13 protein-coding genes and 1 pseudogene are annotated in these 17,075 nt (G+C 73.6%); 5 read left to right on the top strand and 9 right to left on the bottom strand.

The genetic code is table 11. The features are described from left to right. Positions 1-28 precede the first annotated feature (28 nt). Positions 29-685 (bottom strand): GntR family transcriptional regulator, encoded by a 657-nt coding sequence (locus tag CP967_RS26710; protein WP_150490417.1) that lies wholly within the window; start codon positions 683-685, stop codon positions 29-31. 266 nt (positions 686-951) lie between these two features. Between CP967_RS26710 and CP967_RS26705 the strand changes: the two are divergent. Then, positions 952-1,176: pseudogene (locus CP967_RS26705) on the top strand (MFS transporter); the annotation flags it as partial. Positions 1,177-1,321: 145 nt separating this feature from the next. On the opposite strand, the gene CP967_RS26700 reads toward CP967_RS26705, so the two are convergent. Together CP967_RS26700 and CP967_RS26695 are read right to left on the bottom strand one after the other, a co-directional pair. Further along, positions 1,322-2,509, bottom strand: a complete 1,188-nt coding sequence (locus CP967_RS26700) for a hypothetical protein (RefSeq protein WP_150490416.1) — start codon at positions 2,507-2,509, stop codon at positions 1,322-1,324. After that, positions 2,506-3,465 carry a 5-dehydro-4-deoxyglucarate dehydratase gene (locus CP967_RS26695; protein ID WP_150490415.1) on the bottom strand — a complete coding sequence of 320 codons (960 nt, stop codon included), beginning with the start codon at positions 3,463-3,465 and terminating at the stop codon, positions 2,506-2,508. The genes CP967_RS26700 and CP967_RS26695 overlap by 4 nt, the downstream gene beginning before the upstream one ends. 341 nt (positions 3,466-3,806) lie before the next feature. Between CP967_RS26695 and CP967_RS26690 the strand changes: the two genes are divergently transcribed. Together CP967_RS26690 and CP967_RS26685 are read left to right on the top strand one after the other, a co-directional pair. Further along, a complete protein-coding gene (locus CP967_RS26690; RefSeq protein ID WP_150490414.1) occupies positions 3,807-4,616 on the top strand; it encodes an NAD-dependent epimerase/dehydratase family protein in 810 nt (269 codons plus the stop codon). A gap of 127 nt (positions 4,617-4,743) precedes the next feature. Then, positions 4,744-5,979 carry a TerD family protein gene (locus CP967_RS26685; protein ID WP_190175047.1) on the top strand — a complete coding sequence of 412 codons (1,236 nt, stop codon included), beginning with the start codon at positions 4,744-4,746 and terminating at the stop codon, positions 5,977-5,979. Positions 5,980-6,116: 137 nt separating this feature from the next. On the opposite strand, the gene CP967_RS26680 is transcribed toward CP967_RS26685, so the two are convergent. The 5 genes from CP967_RS26680 to CP967_RS26660 all read right to left on the bottom strand — a co-directional run bounded on the left by CP967_RS26680 (position 6,117) and on the right by CP967_RS26660 (position 13,539). Next, positions 6,117-6,347 carry a hypothetical protein gene (locus CP967_RS26680; protein ID WP_150490413.1) on the bottom strand — a complete coding sequence of 77 codons (231 nt, stop codon included), beginning with the start codon at positions 6,345-6,347 and terminating at the stop codon, positions 6,117-6,119. A gap of 187 nt (positions 6,348-6,534) precedes the next feature. Beyond that, entirely contained in the window at positions 6,535-8,016 is a 1,482-nt protein-coding gene (locus CP967_RS26675; RefSeq protein WP_150490412.1) for an alkaline phosphatase PhoX, read from the bottom strand. Between the two features lie 432 nt (positions 8,017-8,448). Beyond that, positions 8,449-10,782 (bottom strand): esterase-like activity of phytase family protein, encoded by a 2,334-nt coding sequence (locus CP967_RS26670; protein WP_150490411.1) that lies wholly within the window; start codon positions 10,780-10,782, stop codon positions 8,449-8,451. Between the two features lie 237 nt (positions 10,783-11,019). After that, positions 11,020-12,513: a hypothetical protein gene (locus tag CP967_RS26665; protein WP_150490410.1), complete on the bottom strand. Its 1,494-nt coding sequence runs from the start codon at positions 12,511-12,513 to the stop codon at positions 11,020-11,022. 360 nt (positions 12,514-12,873) lie between these two features. Further along, complete coding sequence (locus CP967_RS26660; protein WP_150490409.1) at positions 12,874-13,539, bottom strand: DUF4232 domain-containing protein; 666 nt, start codon at positions 13,537-13,539, stop codon at positions 12,874-12,876. A 196-nt stretch (positions 13,540-13,735) separates the two neighbouring features. Between CP967_RS26660 and dapA the strand changes: the two genes are divergently transcribed. Then, positions 13,736-14,659 (top strand): 4-hydroxy-tetrahydrodipicolinate synthase, encoded by a 924-nt coding sequence (dapA, locus tag CP967_RS26655; RefSeq protein ID WP_150490408.1) that lies wholly within the window; start codon positions 13,736-13,738, stop codon positions 14,657-14,659. Here dapA and dapD read toward each other — a convergent pair. Then, the gene (gene dapD, locus CP967_RS26650) at positions 14,656-15,654 is read right to left on the bottom strand and encodes a 2,3,4,5-tetrahydropyridine-2,6-dicarboxylate N-succinyltransferase (RefSeq protein ID WP_150490407.1); all 999 of its coding nucleotides are present in this window, start codon (positions 15,652-15,654) and stop codon (positions 14,656-14,658) included. The genes dapA and dapD overlap by 4 nt on opposite strands. A gap of 382 nt (positions 15,655-16,036) precedes the next feature. Here dapD and CP967_RS26645 point away from each other — a divergent pair, with 382 nt between their 5' ends. Beyond that, the gene (locus tag CP967_RS26645; protein WP_244338979.1) at positions 16,037-17,074 is read left to right on the top strand and encodes a glycerophosphoryl diester phosphodiesterase membrane domain-containing protein; all 1,038 of its coding nucleotides are present in this window, start codon (positions 16,037-16,039) and stop codon (positions 17,072-17,074) included. Position 17,075: the final 1 nt, after the last annotated feature.

Below are 17,075 nucleotides of genomic sequence, written 5' to 3'. Positions count from 1 at the left end.
TGCTGGTCGTTCAGGTCCAGCTGGTTGTTCACGCCGTGTCACCCCCGTCTTCGTCGTCGGGGAACGCGCGGCGTACGAACGATGCGATGTGGTCGTGGAGGGCCCCCGCCGCGGCCGCCGCGTCGTCGGCGAGTGCCAGGGCGAGGATCTTCCGGTGCTCGGCCGCCTCGCGCTCCCAGGAGGGGTTGGCGGACCAGGCGACGGTCGACACCAGGGCGGCCTGGTCGCGGACCTCGTCGAGCATCCGGGCCAGCAGCGGGTTGCCGCAGGGCAGGTAGAGGGCGCGGTGGAAGTCGCGGTTGGCCAGCGAGCGGTCCGCCTTGTCGATGGCCGAGTCGGACCGCTCCAGGGCTTCCTGGGCGGCTTCCAGCGATGCCTTGCGGGTGATGGAGCGGCGCAGCGCCTCGGGCTCCAGGAGCAGGCGTACGTCGTACACCTCCCGGGCCATGGCCGCGTCGACCAGGCGCACGGTGGCGCCCTTGTACTGGCTCATGACCACCAGGCCGGTGCCCGCGAGCGTCTTGAGCGCCTCACGCACCGGCGTCTTGGACACCCCGAACTGTGCGGCGAGTTCGGTCTCCACCAGCGCCTGTCCCGGTCTCAGCTGCGCGGTGAGGATGGCGTGCTTGACCGCCTCCAGCACGTACTGGGTCCGGGAGGGGATCGGTGCTGGCGCAAAGGTCATGGGTGCAGGGCTCTCGCATCTCGCGTATGGCGTATCGCGTCTCATATATGACGTACGAAGTACGACGCGATGAAGCTAGAGCGGGCCTGAATGTTTCGTCAACGCTTCTGACGAAAGAAGTTCCGAGGTCTTTCGCCTGAGCGGCATCCGAGTGCCTGTTGCCGCTGGGTCTAAGGCATTTGCCCGATCCGGCGGGCCCTCCTCAGCGGCCACCATGGCCGCCGGAGCGCTCCCGCCGGGATGCGCCGGGGACGGGGGGCGGGCGGGTGCGGGTGGTGCGCGGGGTGGCTGGGGACCGCACGGCGGTGCTCTGCCTGACGGGTCTGCTGGTCTCGGGTTTCGGCACGTCGGCGATGTGGCTCACGGCCGGGATCTGGGTCAAGTCCCTGACCGGGTCGGACACCTGGGCGGGCCTGACCGTGTTCGCGATGTGGGCGCCGGTCCTGGCCGGACCGGCTCTCGGCGCACTCGCCGACCGCCTCCCCCGCAGGGGGGCGCCGCCGGAGCGGGGCTTCGCGGCGGCCGGGACCGCCCTGTTCGCCGCGGGCGTGGGAGTGCGGGTGCTGCTGGCGGTGGCGGGGCTGGGCGTCGCGGGGTGGCTGGGCCGGGGGTCGGGAAGGCCCCCGGCCCCGCCTCTCAGCCGGACGCCGTGAGGGCCTCCCGGACGGCGTCCAGGTCCGGCCCGGAGGCCAGGCCCGCGTGGTACAGCCGGATCTCGGTGGCGCCCAGGTCCCGGGCGTGGGCCGCGTCCCGGGCCAGGGTGGCGGGGCTGCCGCCCATGCCGCCGACCACGGAGAAGTTGGCCGCCAGCACTCCGCCGTGCCGGGCGGAGGGCTCGGCGAAGGGCCCGAGGACGGCCTCGCGCGCCGCGTCACCGCCGGTGCAGGGCAGCACCACCCCGTCCGCCGTGGCGAGGATGCGGCCGGGGTCCACACCGGCGTTGGCGCCGGTGCGGTAGGAGGCGGGGTCGGCGTGCAGCAGGACCTGGAAGCCCTCCCCCGCCTCCCGGCGCACGGCGGCGACGGCGGCTTCCTGGAGGCCGCGGGCGACCTGGTCGCGCCACTGCCGGGTGGCGTCGGCGAGGTCCGCGCCGAGCAGGGCGCGTACGCCCTCCCAGCCGGCGGCGCCGGAGCCCGGTCCGGCCCAGACCGGTTCCAGGGCGCGCCGCACGGCGGCGGCCAGGGCGTCGGGGTCCAGGCCCGTCGTCGCGTACCCGGCCCGGCAGTCCGGGCAGAAGCACAGGGACATCAGGTACTGGGCGGCGTCCCCGAGGCCGACGCCCGCGGTCTTGTCGTGGGCGTGCAGGTGGGCGAAGCCGTACCAGCCGCAGGACTCCAGTTCGGTACCGGATGCCCCGGGGCGTACGGCGGCCTCGGCCGCGAGGTCCACCAGGTAGGCGTGGACGTCGGGCCGGGCGATACAGGGGGCCCAGGGGTAGCGGTCGCCGTAGGCGTTGACCACCGAGGTCTCCGGGTGTTCGGCGCCCATCCGGGAGTTGTGGGCGAGCACCACCCAGGAGTGCACCTGGAGCCCCGCCGAGGCCAGGGCCCCGGCCGCCTCGGCGTACGGGTCCCGGCCCGCCACCCAGCTCTGCTCGTACGGGCGCAGTCCGCGGCCCTTCCAGCGGGCCTCGTCGGGCGGGTAGAGCACGGCGGCGTGCTCCGCGGTGACGATCCTGTGGCCGGGGTGACGGGGGGTCAGGGCCCGGGTGGAGTGGTAGGCGGAGGCCAGGGTCACCTGCTGGACGCCGAGGCCGGCCAGCCGGGCCGGGGCGCCGGGGTCGCCGACGACGTCCCAGGGGTAGACGAAGGCGGAGGCTTTCACGCGTCCTCCTCCGTGCGGTGCTTCTCCAGCAGGGCGCGGCCGGCCGCGATGATCGCGGCCAGTTCCCCGATGTGCTCTGCGGGGGGTTCGGTGAGCGGGGTGCGTACGGTGCCGACGTCCAGGCCCTCCAGCCGGACGCCCGCCTTGACCAGCGACACGGCGTAGCCGCGGCCCTTGGCCCGCAGTTCGACCAGCGGCCGGTAGAAGTGGTCCAGCAGCGCGTTCACCTGCTCGTCGTCGCCGTCGGCCAGGGCCCGGAAGAAGGCCAGGGCGATGTCGGGGGCGAAGGCGAAGACGGCGGAGGAGTAGAGCGTGATGCCGATGCCCCGGTAGGCGAGGCCGGTGAGCTCGGCGGTGGGCAGCCCGTTGAAGTAGAGGAAGTCCCCGTCGGGCAGACCGGTGCGTACGGCGCTGACGATGCGCTGCATCAGGTCGAGGTCGCCGTACCCGTCCTTGAGGCCGATGATCCCGGGGGTCCGGGCGAGGGCGAGGACGGTCTCGGGGGTGAAGACGGCGTTGTCCCGCTGGTAGACGATCGTCTCCAGCGGGGTGGCGGCGGCGAGCGCGGTGTAGTGGGCGAGCAGCCCTTCCTGGCCGGCCGCCACGAGGTAGGGGGGCATGGCGAGCAGCCCGTCGGCGCCCGACTCCTCGGCGATGCGGGCGTACTGGACGGCGAGGGCGGTGCCGTAGCCGGCTCCGGCGACGACGGGCACGGCCCCGGCCGTCTCCTCGACGGCGGCGGCGACCACCTGCCCGAACTCCTGCGGCGTCAGCGCGTGGAACTCACCGGTCCCGCAGCAGGCGAAGACCGCGGCCGCGCCGGCGTCGACCCCGGCCCGCACATGGGCGCGGAAGGCTTCGAGGCCGATACCGCCGTCCGGGCGGTAGGCGGTGACGGGGAAGAAGAGCGGCCCGGCGGCGTCGGTGAGGCGGGCGGCAAGGGGGGCTGAGGTCACGGGCGCTCCCTGAGCAGGTTCAGGCGTGCACAATTATGATCGGTGTCCATATTCATGAACACGGTCACGCTAAGGCAGCTGCGCGGCGCCGGTCAAGACAGGGGCGGCGGCACCCATGCGGAATCCCATCTTCCGGGTCACACTTGACGGGATCCGCCCGGGCTTCTTAGCTTGTCCACGCATGTGAATGTCATCCATGGATTTGACGCACCCGCGTGGCTGCGTCCTGCCCGTGCGCCCCGCCCTGCCCGTACGGGCCGCGGCCCGTACCGCGCCGGGCACGGCACCGCCGTCCGCGTGCCCCGGGCCCGCCGCCGCGCCCCGTACCGAGGAGATCCCGTATGCCCGCTCCCCGCACCGTCCTGCTCACCGGCGCCGCAGGCGGCCTCGGCACCCTGATGCGGGGGCTGCTCCCCGCCTACGGTTACGAACTCCGCCTCTTCGACGTGGTCCCCGTCGAGGGCGAACCGGACGCCGTCGTCGCCGACCTCTGCGACAAGGAGGCGGTGCGCGAGGCCGTACGCGGGGTCGACGCGATCATCCACCTCGCGGGCATCTCGCTGGAAGCCCCCTTCGAGAAGATCCTGCGTTCCAACATCGAGGGGACGTACAACCTGTACGAGGCGGCGCGGGAGGAGGGCGTCGGCCGGATCGTGTTCGCGTCGTCCAACCACGCCATCGGTTACACACCGCGCCCCGGGGAGGGCGATCCGCTGATCCCCATCGGCACGCCCCGCCGCCCGGACACCTTCTACGGCCTGTCCAAGTCCTTCGGCGAGGACCTGGCGCAGCTCTACTCCGACAAGCACGGGCTGGAGACCGTCTCGGTGCGGATCGGCTCCTGCTTCATGGAGCCGACCTCGGTACGGATGCTGTCGGTGTGGATGAGCCCCGGCGACGGTGCGCGCCTCTTCCACGCCGCGCTGACGGCCCAGGACGTGCGGCACACCGTGGTCTACGGCTCGTCCGCCAACACCCGCCTGTGGTGGGACCTGACGACCGCCCGCGGGCTGGGTTACGAGCCGCAGGACGACTCGGAGCAGTACGCGGACAAGCTGATCGCCGAGCAGGGGGAGCTGGACCCGGACAACCCGGACCACGCCCGCGTCGGCGGCCACTTCGTGACGAACCCGCCGCTCTGGCCCCACTGAGCCGGGCGCCCGCCCGGACCGCCCCGCGCCCCCTGCGCGAACAGGGGTGCGGGGGCGCGCTGGGCCGTACGGGCCATAACCCGGAAGGTAAGGGAACGGCAAAGCCAGGTCGTTCGTTACCTCCGACATGACCGCAATGACCCCCGGCTCGAACATCCCTCTCTCCGTCGCCCGTGTGGCGGTGGACGTCGCCGCCCCGGTGCGGCTCGACGTCTCGGGCCTGCTGCTCACCGCCGACGGCAAGGTGCGCTCCGACGACGACTTCATCTTCTACAACCAGCCCTCGGGGCCCGGCGTGACCTACCGCTCCGGCGGCGGCACGTCCCCCGACGCGATCGTGGTGGACACCGCGGCGGTTCCGGCGGGCATCGAGAAGATCGTCGTGACCGCGAGCCCCGACGCCGCCGGCCAGACCTTCCAGGGCGTCGAGCCCACCGCCACCGTGCGCAACGCGGACGACGGCGGTGCGATCGCCACCTTCACCCCGCCCCAGCTCGGTGGCGAGACGGCACTGCTGGTCATCGAGATCTACCGGCGCAACGGCGCCTGGAAGGCCCGGGCGGTCGGCCAGGGCTACGCGAACGGCCTCGCGGGCATCGCCACGGACTTCGGCGTGTCGGTCGAGGAGCCCGCCCCGGCCCCCGCGCCGGTGGCGGCACCGGCTCCCCCGGCCACGCCCGCTCCGGCGGCCCCGCCCGTCGCGCCGCTGGACCCGCGCATCGCCCACGCGGCGGCCCCGCCCGCTCCGCCGGCCCCTCCCGCGCCCGCGGCGCCCGCCGCTTCCGGGCGGATCAACCTCGACAAGGGCAGGGTCAACCTCCAGAAGAACCAGACGGTCTCCCTGGTCAAGGGCGGCCGTCCGCTGCTCTCCCAGGTGAAGATGGGGCTCGGCTGGGAGCCCGCGTTCCGGGGCAAGGACATCGACCTGGATGCCTCGGTGATCGCCTACGGCCCCCAGCGCAACCATCTGGAGAGCTGCTATTTCGGCAAGCTCTCCATTCTCGGCGGCGCCGTCAAGCACTCCGGTGACAACCTCACCGGGGAGGGTGCCGGTGACGACGAGGTGATCGTCGTCGACCTGGGCAGGCTCCCCGCCGAGGCGACGGGCCTGGTGTTCACGGTCAACTCCTTCACCGGCCAGAAGTTCACCGAGGTCGCCAAGGCGTACTGCCGGCTGATCGACGCGGCCACCGGGGAGGAGCTGGTCCGCTTCGACCTGACGGGGGCGGAGCCGCAGACCGGCGTGATGATGGCCAAGCTGATCAAGCAGTTCTCCGGCGAGTGGGAGATGACCGCCATGGGCGAGTTCGTGAAGTCACGGACCGTCCGCGGGATGGTGAAGCCGGCAGCCAAGTCGCTCTGAGCGGCGCGGGCCGGGCCCCGGACGCGCCCGGGGCCCGGGGCCGTCCGAAGGGCCCGGGGCCGGGGCGGCTCCGGGGCCCGGCCTGGCGACGGCTTCGCCCCCCGGGGGCGTCCCGGGGGGCGAAGGGGTGACGCGAGTCAGAGCTTGATCAGCTTGGAGTACGGGCTCAGGATCCTTCCCTGGCGCCCGGAGAAGTCGATGAGCACTGCGTCGTTGTCGCCCTCGACGGCAAGGATGCGGCCGAGTCCGAACTGGTCATGCGACACCCGGTCGCCCACATCGAAGTTTTCCACCGGTGGTGCCGCCTGGGCGGGGCGGTTGAAGGGACTGGAGGGCAGGTGACGCCGGGATCCGGCTGACTGTTTCATTACCTTGAGTATGCGCCTTCGAGGGCACACGGCGCCATGCCCGTGTCCCTCCCCCGTGTCCCTCCCCCCGCTCCCCTCCCCGTGCGGGGCCCGGGCGGCGGCTCCCGGAACACCCCGGCCGCGCCGGGGCCGGCCGCGGCCGCGCGGTGCGCGGGCGGGTCCCGCCGCGCGCCGCGCGCCCGGGGTGTCAGTGCCGGTTCGGCTGGCGCTTCCAGGGTCCGGTGATGGCGAGCATGATGCCCGGGTTCTGGATGTTGGCGAACAGCGTCTTCCCGTCGGGGGAGAAGGTGACTCCGGCGATCTCGCTGTAGGAGGGGTCCTCCTCCGTGCCGGCGTTGAGGTCGTTGCGGGCGATCGGGTAGGTGCGGCCGCTGTCGGTCGCGCCGAAGAGGTGCTGGATGCCGTCGCCGTCCTCGGAGATGACGATGCCGCCGTAGGGGGAGACGGTGATGTTGTCCGGCCCGTCGAAGGCGCCGTCCGCGTCCGGGTCCGGGTTGACGCCGAGGAGCACCTTGAGGGTCATGGTGCGGCGCTTCGGGTCGTAGAACCAGACCTGCCCGTCGTGCGCGACGGGGCTCTCCCCGCGGGCGAAGGAGGAGACGAAGTAGGCGCCGCCGTCGCCCCACCACATGCCCTCCAGCTTGCGGCCGCGGGTGACCTGCCCGTCGGTGAACTGCTTGCGGATCGAGACGGTCCTCGCGTCGCGGTCGGGCACGTCGGCCCAGTCCACGCCGTAGACGGTGCCGGTCTCGGTGGCCCGGGAGAGGTCGTCGACGAACACGCCCTTCCTGTCGAAGCACCTGGCGGCCTGGAGGACGCCCGCGTCGTCGGCGAGGGTGCGCAGCTTGCCGCGCCCGTGCGTGAAGCCGTGCGGCGGGACCCAGCGGTAGAGGAGCCCGTTGGGGCCGGAGGCGTCCTCGGTCAGGTAGGCGTGGCCGCGCTTCGGGTCGATGACGACGGCCTCGTGGGCGAACCGGCCGAAGGCCTTGACGGGCCGCGGGTCGCGGTTGGCGCGCCGGTCGTAGGGGTCGACCTCGAAGACGTAGCCGTGGTCCTTCAGCAGTCCGTTCTTGCCGGCCTTGTCCTCGGTCTCCTCGCAGGTCAGCCAGGTGCCCCAGGAGGTGCTGCCGCCCGCGCAGTTGGTGGACGTACCGGCGATGCCGACCCACTCGGCGGTACGCCCGTCGGCGCGGGTCTCCACGACCGTGCAGCCGCCGGCCGCGACCGGGTCGTAGACCAGTCCCTCGGTGAGGGGGACCGGGTACTTCCATCCGGCGCGGGTGCCCGACAGCTCATGGTTGTTGACGAGCAGGGTGACTCCGCGACGGCCCTCGAAGGCTGCGGTGCCGTCGTGGTTCGAGGGCGTGAACTCGCCGCTCTCCAGCCTGGTGACACCGCTGTGGGTGACGATGCGGTACGAGAACCCGGCGGGCAGCGCGAGGATCCCCTTCGGGTCGTCGATCAGCGGCCCGTAGCCCAGCTCCTTGTCGTGACCGTGGCCGTGGCCGTTCCCATGGCCGTGGCCGTCCCCGTGGCCGTTCCCGTGCCGGGCGTCCTCGGCGGCCAGTGCGCCGGGGGCGGTCGCCAGCGCCCCGACGGCCCCGGTGAGGGCGATGCCCGCGCCGGTGAGAGCGGACGATCTGGTGAATTCCCTGCGCGTGAAGGACATCGCGGACTCCTGGTGCAACGTGAACCGTGTGGTTGGCGTGATCACGATCCCTGCCGCCCCCCAACTCCAGCTGAACGCGACCCGGCCCTCCGGCGTCCTGTACACCAATGCGCCCCCGATACAGGGACGAACCCACCCTTACCTCCGGCCATTACCGGCCACTCCCGGTCCGGAAAGGGCCGATGGCTCTGCGCAGGCACCCTGGAGCGCGCCCCGCCGTCCCGGACGGTACGGGCGTTCGCCGCGAAAGCACCGGGAATCATCCGGAGCCACCCGTCACCAGGGCCGGCCGGCCGTTCACGGCGGTCCGGGACGGGCACCCAGCATCCAGCACCCGGCACCCGGCTCCCGGCTCCCGGCCGGCCCCGGTACGCGGCGGCCGCCTCCACCGCGGTGCGGTGGAGGCGGCCGTTTCCCCCGTCGGCGGGCGGGTCAGTGCCCGCCGAGTACCTTGCGGGCTCTTCCGAGGTCGAGGAAGACCGTCTCGCCCGTGGAGTCGTCCAGGCCGTCGTTGTCGGTGACGGCGTAGACGTGGCCGTTGCCGGCGACGGTGAGGCCTTCCAGCTTCTCCTGCGTCCAGCCCTTCGTGGCCCGCAGGGCGGGCAGCACGTCGTGGGCGAGGGTCTTCGGCAGGACCGGCAGGGTGCCCTCGGGGGCGGGGCCCTCCGGCAGGGGGACCGTGTGGATCCGCTTCACCCGGGCCGCGGGGCCGTTCAGCTTGTCGCGTTCGACGAGGGCGAGCCGGCCGCCGGACACGGTGATCTCGGACAGGCCGATCCAGTCACCGGCCGTGGCGGTGGTGGAGAGCCGGTAGCCGTACCAGCTCCAGGTGCCGGCCCGGACGTCGTAGCGGCCGAGCCGGACCACTCCGGCCGGGTCGGTGGAGGACGGGCGCTGCAGCGCCGTCCAGACGATCTCGTGGCCCCGCCGGTCCGTGGTGGCGGTGACGCCTTCGAAGCCCTGCGCGCCGAGGCCCGCGGCGACGTCGGAGGGCAGCGGGACGACCTGCCGGGTGACACCGTTCCGGTCCAGGCGTACCAGCTGGTTGCCGGCGCCCGTCCTCCCCTCGACGGCCAGCCAGAAGCCTCCCTGGGGCCGGGCGTGGATGCCTTCGGCGTCGTAGTCGGCGGGCTCGCCCGTGGCGTCCTTGACGGTCAGCTCGCGTGTGATGACGGCGGGGCCCCGTCGCGGGCCGCCGCCCGTGTCGACCGTCAGGATGCGGGTGGTGGAGTACGCGGCGTCGGTGACGGTGTACAGCTCGTCGGGGCGGCCCGGCACGGCCGACAGCGCGCCGAGCGCGCCCCAGCCGATGGGCGCGCCCGTGGGGCCGTCGGCCGAGACGAGCGACGGGAAGGCGGGGGCGCCCCCGCCCAGGCGGAACAGGCTCACCGAGGCGCGTACCCCGGCCCCGGCGTCGTCCTCCTCGCTGGAGACGGCGAGGAGTCCGCGCGAGGGGACCGGCAGCAGTCCCTCGGGGCCGTTGGTGGTGGGCAGTACCTGCTCGAACACCGGCCGGGTGGGCCTGCTGACGTCGTAGACGGCGACGAAGTTGCCGCGCTCGGAGCCGACGAAGGCGTAGCGCTTCCCGCCGTAGGCGGCGATCGCCAGCCCTTCGGGTTCGGTGCCCTTGTTCTCGGAGCGGCCGTCGTCCAGCAGGCCGTGGCGCGCCGCGATGTGCTCGTAGGTGTTGCCGGCGTCCCAGGCCACCATGCCGGTACGGCTGTCGAAGACGGTCCAGCCGCGGGTGCCGCCCTTCCAGTCGCCCTCGTTGGCGGTGGCCAGGTAGCGGTCGTCGATCCAGCCGAGCGCGTCCGGTTCACGCGGTACGCCGGTGAGGGATCCGCTCTGGTCGACGACACCGTCCTCGGCGGTGTCGATGCCGTCGAGGGAGACCGTACCGGCGCCGAACGCCTTGGTGAGGCGCCCGGACGCGAGGTCGATCAGGACGACGCCGTTGTTCTCCTGGAGGGTCACGGCGAGCTGGCCGCGGCTGTTGACGGAGACGTACTCCGGTTCCGGGTCGGTGGGCTCGGTGATGCCCGCGGCCACCAGGGCGGGCAGTGCGGAGCCGTCCGCCCGGGTCAGCGGCACCGCGCGGGTGGTCCACCGGGCGGGCGAGGGGTCCTTGAGGTCGATGATCCGCACGAACCCGGCGGGTGCCTGCGGGAGTCCGCCCTCCTCACCGCCGGCCGGGGCGGCCTCCTCGTCGCGTTCGTTCTCGATGGCGACGGCGGCGTACCGCTTGTCCTTGCTGATCGCGATCGAGTCGGGCTGGCCGCCCAGGTCGTGGCGGGCCACCCGCTCGCGGGTGCGCAGCGAGATGACGTCGAGGCGGCCGGACGGCCGGGTGTGGCTCGCGCTGGTGTTCACGACGACCAGGACGTACGGGCCGACGACCGACACCGAGGTCGGTTCGTCCTCGGCGTCGCCCAGTGCGGCCAGGGAGAGCGTGCCGAGGCCCTTCGGCCGGGCGGCGTCGCTGATGTCGAGGAAGCCGATCCGCTTGGCGGCGGCGTCCGTGTAGACCAGCGTGCGGCCGTCCTCGCTGGTCGCGGAGATCTCGGCGACCGTCTGCGCCGCGGCGTCCTCGCCGGCCGGCCGGTTCTGGAACACCGGGTAGGTGGCGGTGCGTTCGAAGGCCGCCGGCCTCGGTCCGCGGTCGCCTCCGCCGTGGTTCTGGCCCGCGTTGGCCACACCCGCGCCCACCAGGGTGCCCGCGGTCACGGCCAGGACCGCGAGCGCGGCACAGGTTCTCTTCGGGAGCATCGTTCCTCCGGTTCGTTCCTCTGAGGAACCGGATGCTCCCAGCCGTGGGCCGGTGCCGGTGGACGGCCCGGTGAACGGACGGCGAAGACCGGGAACACTGCCGGATACCGGGGACACCGGGAGGACCGCCGGACACCGGCGGATATCAGGAGCACCGCCGGACACCGGCAGCACCGGCGGGCGGGCGCGGCCGTGGCGGCAGGGCCGCGGCCGCGCCCGCCCATCTCGCTCTCCCGGTCAGTCCTTCTGCCGCGACCGCGCCTTGTAGGCCGCCTTGCGTGCCGCCTTGGCCGTCCCCCGGTCGCGGTGCAGGCGGCCCATCGCCTCCAGGACCTCGGCGGTCGCCGGGTGGTCGACGCGCCAGACCTCGTCGAAGAACCCGCTGTGCCGGCCGCTGAGCCCCTCCACGAGTTCCTGGAGTTCCTCGATGTCCCCGTCGGCGTCCAGTTGGGCCGCGATGGTGTCCACCGCGAGCCAGAAGACCATCGCCTCGGGCGGTGCGGGCACGTCGGTGGCGCCTCGTTCCACGAGCCAGACCCGGGCCAGACCACCGAGTTCGGGGTCGTCCAGGACGGCGCGTACCGCGGGTTCGGCCTCCGGGCCGGCCGACGCGAGGGCCTCCTGGCAGTGGAGCCGGCGCAGGGGGCCGCCCTGGTCGGACCCCCGGGCGGCGGCGAGGAGTTCGGCCGCCGCGGCGGTGATCCCCTCGTCCTCGCGCCCGGCGAGCCAGAGCACCACCTCGGCGCGGGCGGCGTCCTCGGGGTAGTACGCGATGCCGTCGAGGAGAGCGTCGGCGCCCTTGTCGGCGAGGTCGCCGACGGCGGGGGCGTCGACCCCGGCCTCCAGCATGCGTTCGCGGATGCCGTAGAGGCCGAGCGGGGTGAGGCGGACCATGCCGTACCGGGTCATGTCCTCGTCGTCGGGTTCGGGGCCGTCCCCGCCGTCCTCCCCCTCGCCGGCCAGCAGCGTCTCGTCCACCGGCCGGTACTCGACGATCCCCATGGGTTCGAGGACCCGGAACTGGTCGTCGAGCCGCATCATCGCCTCCGAGACCTCCTCCAGGACCTCGTCGGTCGGCTCGTCCATGTCGTCGGGGACGACGACGGACGCGGCCAGCGCGGGCAGCGGGACGGGGCCGTTCCCGGGGCCGTTCTCCGAGAGGGTGAGCAGGTAGAGGTTGCCGAGTACGCCGTCGAGGAACTCCGCCTCGGCCTCCGGGTCCCAGTCCAGGGCGTCGAAGTCGACGCTGCCGTCCTCGTTGACCAGGTCGGCGAAGTCGTCGAAGGCGGGCGCGGTGGCGTCGGCGTGCACGGCCTCCAGGCCGTCGAGCCAGATCCCGAGGACGTCCTGCGGGGAACCCCCGGTCAGCAGGGCCAGGTTGTCGCCCGCGGTGACGGTCCCCCCGGCCTCACCGGCCGGGTCGTCACCGGAGCCGGACACGGCGGCGTCCTCCGGGTCCTCCACGTCCACCAGCCCGGTGTCGACCGCGAGGCGCCACGCCTCGCTGGCGTAGGCGGCCCCGTCCTCGTCGTCGGCGAGCCCGAGGTGCGCGGCGGCGGCGGGCAGTTGGGCCTCGACGAGTTCGCCGCCGGCGCCGACCCGCGTATCGGGTCCCGCCCAGCGTGCGAGCCGGACGGCGCGGGCGAGCAGCGGAGCGGCCAGCGCGTCCCGCGCCAGTTCGGCTTCGGAGTGCAGCCGTACGGGCGGCAGGGAGGGGCGCTCTGCGGACATCAGGGGTCTCCTCGGGCGGTACGCGGGGTGGGTGCGAGCGGCCCGCCTCGACGGGAGGACCCGTCACTGCACCGAGTCGCGGGCGGACCGGCGTCCCAGCGTAGACGTATTTCGTCCCGTGCCGCCCGGTTCCGCCCGAGGACGGGGCCTCGTGGGGGCTCCGCGCTCCCCCTCCGTCCGCGGCTCCGAGGGCCGCCCCCGCGCCCCGGGGCGCGGCTCCGCCCCGCCCGCACGCCGTACACCGCCCGACGCGCACGCCGCGTCCGGCCCACGCGCACACCGTGCCCGGCCCGGACGCGGCCCCGTCCCGCCTGCCCGCCCGTCCGCCCGTCCTGCCCGCCCGCGCGGCCACCCGTCCGCTCAGCGGGCGAGTTCGGTGCGCCAGGCCGTGGTGTTCAACTCGTCCATCAGGCGCAGGTCGTGGCCTTCCAGCGGAAAGACCCGGGCGCCCGCGTCGGGGGCCGCGGCGATCTCCAGGGCGTCGCCCTCGATGAGGTCGCCGCCCTCCTTCGTGGAGACCCACGCCAGGACGGACTTGACGGTGCCGCCGGGCTTCAGCGTGATGTTCTTCGGCCCCGGGTCCGGGCCGAACATCGATCCGCCCGCGTTCACCGGGACCGGGATCCGTTCGCCGTCGTCGAGCGCGCGGACGGCCGGGTAGCCGCGGACGGGGTAGTCCTCGGTGCCGCAGTTGGTCAGGGTGAGCACGACGGCGCGGTGGAACATCGCCGTCTGCACCTCCCCCATCCCGACGCTCACCCCGGAGGCCGGGCAGTCCTCCGCCGGGGCGGTGATGCCCGGCGCGCCCTGCGGGGGCGCCTGGGCCGTGGGGGCGGCCGGTACGGGAGGCGGGGAGCCCGGCAGGGACTCCGCGTAGGGCGGGGCCGGCCGGCCGGTGGCGTACGCCCTGCTCGGCGTGGGATCGGGCTCCCCCTCCCCTGCCGGCACGAGGAAGCCCGCGCACCCCGTGAGTGCCAGCGCCCCGGCCGCGCCGAGAAGCGCCGCGACCGTGTTCCGTACTCGCATGCTCCGCACTCTCCCCCTGGCACGAATGGCACGAACCGCCCGCGAGGGGCCGCCGGGCCCCGCCGACCGCTCACCCGTTCGATCATGCCAGACCCGGCGGCACCGGCACCCGCGCCCGACTCTTCAGCTCTGCTTCACCTTCACACCCAGAAGATCTAAGTGGACCTGCACAGTCTGCTCGGCCGACACTGCGGACATGACGACGACACCGGCACGCCCCTCCGTCCCGCCCCGACCCGCGCGGCCGTCCGGGCCCTTCGGCCGCACCCTCTGCGCCATGGTCACCCCGTTCACCGCCGCCGGTGACCTGGATACGGAGGCGGCCGGGCGGCACGCCCGCGCACTGGTGGCGGGCGGCTGCGACGGGCTGGTGCTGAACGGCACCACAGGCGAGTCGCCGACCACCGACGACGCGGAGAAGACGGCCCTGCTGAAGGCGGTGCGGGAAGCGGTCGGCGAGGAGGTGCGGCTGGTCGCCGGGGTCGGCAGCGCCGACACCCGGCACACGGTCCGTCTCGCCCGGGAGGCGGAGGCGGCGGGCGCGGACGGGCTGCTGGTGGTCACCCCGTACTACAGCCGTCCCCCGCAGGACGCCGTCCGGGCCCACTTCCTGCGGGTCGCCGAGGCCACCGGCATCCCCCTGATGCTCTACGACATCCCCGGCCGCACCGGCACCCGGATCGAGCCGGAGACGATGCTGCGGCTGGCGGAGCATCCGCGTGTCGTCGCGGTCAAGGACTGCTCGTACGACCTGCTCGCGGCCACCCGGGTGATGGCCGGGACCTCGCTGGCGTACTACTCGGGCTGCGAGGAGCTGAACCTCCCGCTGTACGCCCTCGGCGGGGCGGGCTACGTGAGCACGGTCGCCAATGTGGCGCCCCGTCAGATGCGGGCGGTGCTGGACGCGTTCGACGCGGGCGACACCTGCGGGGCCGCCCGGCTGAACGGGCTGACGGCCCCGCTGGTGGAGGCGGTGATGGCCGCGGGGCTGCCCGGCACGGTCACGGTGAAGGCGCTGCTGGAGACGGGCCCGGTCCGCGAACCGCTGCAGCCCGCCGACCGGGGTACGGTCGCCGGGCTGCGGCGGACGCTGGAGGAACTCCTGGCGGCTACGAGCTAGTTGTGGCTGTGCAGGACGTCGTTGAGGCCGCCCCAGACCGCGTTGTTGGGGCGGGCCTCGACGGCACCGGAGACGGAGTTGCGGCGGAAGAGGATGTTCGAGGCGCCGGAGAGCTCGCGGGCCTTGACGACCTGCCCGTCGGGCATGGTCACCCGGGTGCCGGCGGTGACGTAGAGCCCGGCCTCGACGACGCACTCGTCACCGAGCGCGATACCGACCCCGGCCTCGGCGCCGATCAGGCAGCGCTCGCCGATGGCGATGCGCTCCTTGCCGCCGCCGGAGAGGGTGCCCATGGTGGAGGCGCCGCCGCCGATGTCGGAGCCGTCACCGACGACGACGCCCGCGGAGATGCGGCCCTCGACCATGGAGGTGCCGAGCGTACCGGCGTTGAAGTTGACGAAGCCCTCGTGCATGACCGTCGTGCCGGCGGCCAGGTGCGCGCCGAGCCTGACCCGGTCGGCGTCCGCGATGCGTACGCCCTTGGGGGCCACGTAGTCCGTCATGCGCGGGAACTTGTCCACCGAGGTGACCTGGAGGTGCAGGCCCTCGGCGCGGGCGTTGAGCCGGACCTTCTCCAGGTCGTCGACGGCGACCGGGCCGAGCGAGGTCCAGGCGACGTTGGCGAGGAAACCGAAGATGCCGTCCAGGTTCAGCCCGTGGGGCCGGACGAGCCGGTGCGAGAGCAGGTGGAGGCGCAGGTAGGTGTCGTGCGCGTCGAGCGGCTTGTCGTCCAGCGAGGAGATGACCGTGTTCACGGCGACGGTCTCCACACCGCGGCGGGCGTCCACACCGATCGCCCTGGCGGCGCCCTCGCCCAGCTTGTTCACCGCCTCCTCGGCACTCAGGCGCTGGGTGCCGGCCGGGCCGGGGTCGGCGACCAGTTCGGGGGCGGGGAACCAGGTGTCGAGGACGGTGCCGTCACCGGCGATGGTGGCGAGGCCGGCGGCGACGGCGCCGGTGGTGCGGGCGGAGCCCTGGGAAGTCGTGTCGGTCATGGACAGAACCTAACCGGCCGGGTGCCGCGCGGGCGAACCGGTCTCAGGAGGCAGCAGGGCCCGGACCGGCCACCGCACACCCGCCACGGCGAGGCCGGCGCCCGGCGGCCCGTGTCCCCCTGTACGCATCCGCGCACCTGGATACGTACAGGTGTACGCAGCACGGGGCGCTACGGTATTCCGACCGGTCACACAGTCGTACCGGTCAGCAGGTGCGGAACAACACGACACGGCGGGGGCAGCGGTGACACAGGACGCGGGACAGGGTGGCGACGCGTACGGGGGCATACCGGGCGGGGGTGCGCCGCACGGCGGTGCCCCCTACGGTGCGCCGCCCGTGCCGCCGGGCTGGGGCGGCTGGGTGCCGGCGCCGAAACCGGGGGTGATACCGCTCGCGCCGCTGAAGCTGGGCGATGTGTTCAGCGGGGCGTTCGCCACGCTGGGCAAGTACTTCAAGCACCTGATCGGACTGTCCGCCGCCCTGTACGGCGGCGCGCTGCTGCTGATGGCGGTGGCGGTCGCCGTCGCCTACTCCGCGGTCTCGGACACCCTGGACCGCATGGTGGCGCTGGGGTACGACGAGGACCCGGCTCCCGGTGACGTCTCCACCCTCGTGATCGCCGGGATCTGCCTGGCCGTCCTCGGGATCGCCACCATGCTGGTCGTCTCGGGCCTGATGTACGCGGCCGTGCCCGCGGTGGTGCAGGAGGCCGTCCTGGGGCGGGCCGTCACCTTCGCCGCGGTGTGGCGCCGCGCCTGGGCCGCCCTGTTCCCGGTCATGGGGGCGGTGTTCCTCACCGCGCTGGTCATCATCGTCCCGGTGCTGCTCCTGATGGTCGCGCTCATCGGGATGATCGTCATCTCGGCCACCGCGGAGAGCGGGACGGGTTCCGTCACGGCGTCCGTCCTCGGCATCCTCGGGGCCCTGGCGACGGCTCCGCTGGCGGTGTGGATCGCGATCAGGTTCTGCCTGGCACCGGCGGTCGTGGTCATCGAGGGGCGCCGCCCCGTCGACGCCATGCGCCGCTCGGCCCAGCTGATACGCGGTGACTGGTGGCGCGTCTTCGGCATCACCCTGCTCGTGTACGCGATAGCCGGGGTGGCGGGCTACTTCGTCCAGCTGCCGTTCATGTTCCTCGGCATGTTCTCCAGCGTGCTGGGCAGCGCGTCGCTGGGTCCGGAGCCGAGCGTGGCCGCGGTGCTGGTCATGATGGGCGGCTACATGGTGGCCATGCTGCTGGGGCAGATGGTCTCCCAGATCATCGTCACCACCTTCCCCCAGGTGGTGACCTCGCTGCTGTACATCGACCGCCGGATCCGCACGGAGGACCTCGCCCCGGCCCTCACCGAGGCCGCCGGCCTCCCCCCGCAGGGCCACTACCCCCCGCCGTACCCGGGCGGTGGCGCCCCGCGGTGGTGAC

Source organism: Streptomyces nitrosporeus, assembly GCF_008704555.1.
Lineage (GTDB): Bacteria > Actinomycetota > Actinomycetes > Streptomycetales > Streptomycetaceae > Streptomyces > Streptomyces nitrosporeus.
Note: the sequence above shows the minus strand (reverse complement) of the source record. Positions and strands in the feature narration are given on the sequence as shown.

Coding starts and splice junctions, on each gene's coding strand:
- CP967_RS26710 (WP_150490417.1), bottom strand. CDS start 685: ATGACCTTTGCGCCAGCACCGATCCCCTCCCGGACCCAGTACGTGCTG.
- CP967_RS26690 (WP_150490414.1), top strand. CDS start 3,807: ATGCCCGCTCCCCGCACCGTCCTGCTCACCGGCGCCGCAGGCGGCCTC.
- CP967_RS26685 (WP_190175047.1), top strand. CDS start 4,744: ATGACCGCAATGACCCCCGGCTCGAACATCCCTCTCTCCGTCGCCCGT.
- CP967_RS26680 (WP_150490413.1), bottom strand. CDS start 6,347: ATGAAACAGTCAGCCGGATCCCGGCGTCACCTGCCCTCCAGTCCCTTC.
- CP967_RS26675 (WP_150490412.1), bottom strand. CDS start 8,016: ATGTCCTTCACGCGCAGGGAATTCACCAGATCGTCCGCTCTCACCGGC.
- CP967_RS26670 (WP_150490411.1), bottom strand. CDS start 10,782: ATGCTCCCGAAGAGAACCTGTGCCGCGCTCGCGGTCCTGGCCGTGACC.
- CP967_RS26665 (WP_150490410.1), bottom strand. CDS start 12,513: ATGTCCGCAGAGCGCCCCTCCCTGCCGCCCGTACGGCTGCACTCCGAA.
- CP967_RS26660 (WP_150490409.1), bottom strand. CDS start 13,539: ATGCGAGTACGGAACACGGTCGCGGCGCTTCTCGGCGCGGCCGGGGCG.
- dapA (WP_150490408.1), top strand. CDS start 13,736: ATGACGACGACACCGGCACGCCCCTCCGTCCCGCCCCGACCCGCGCGG.
- dapD (WP_150490407.1), bottom strand. CDS start 15,654: ATGACCGACACGACTTCCCAGGGCTCCGCCCGCACCACCGGCGCCGTC.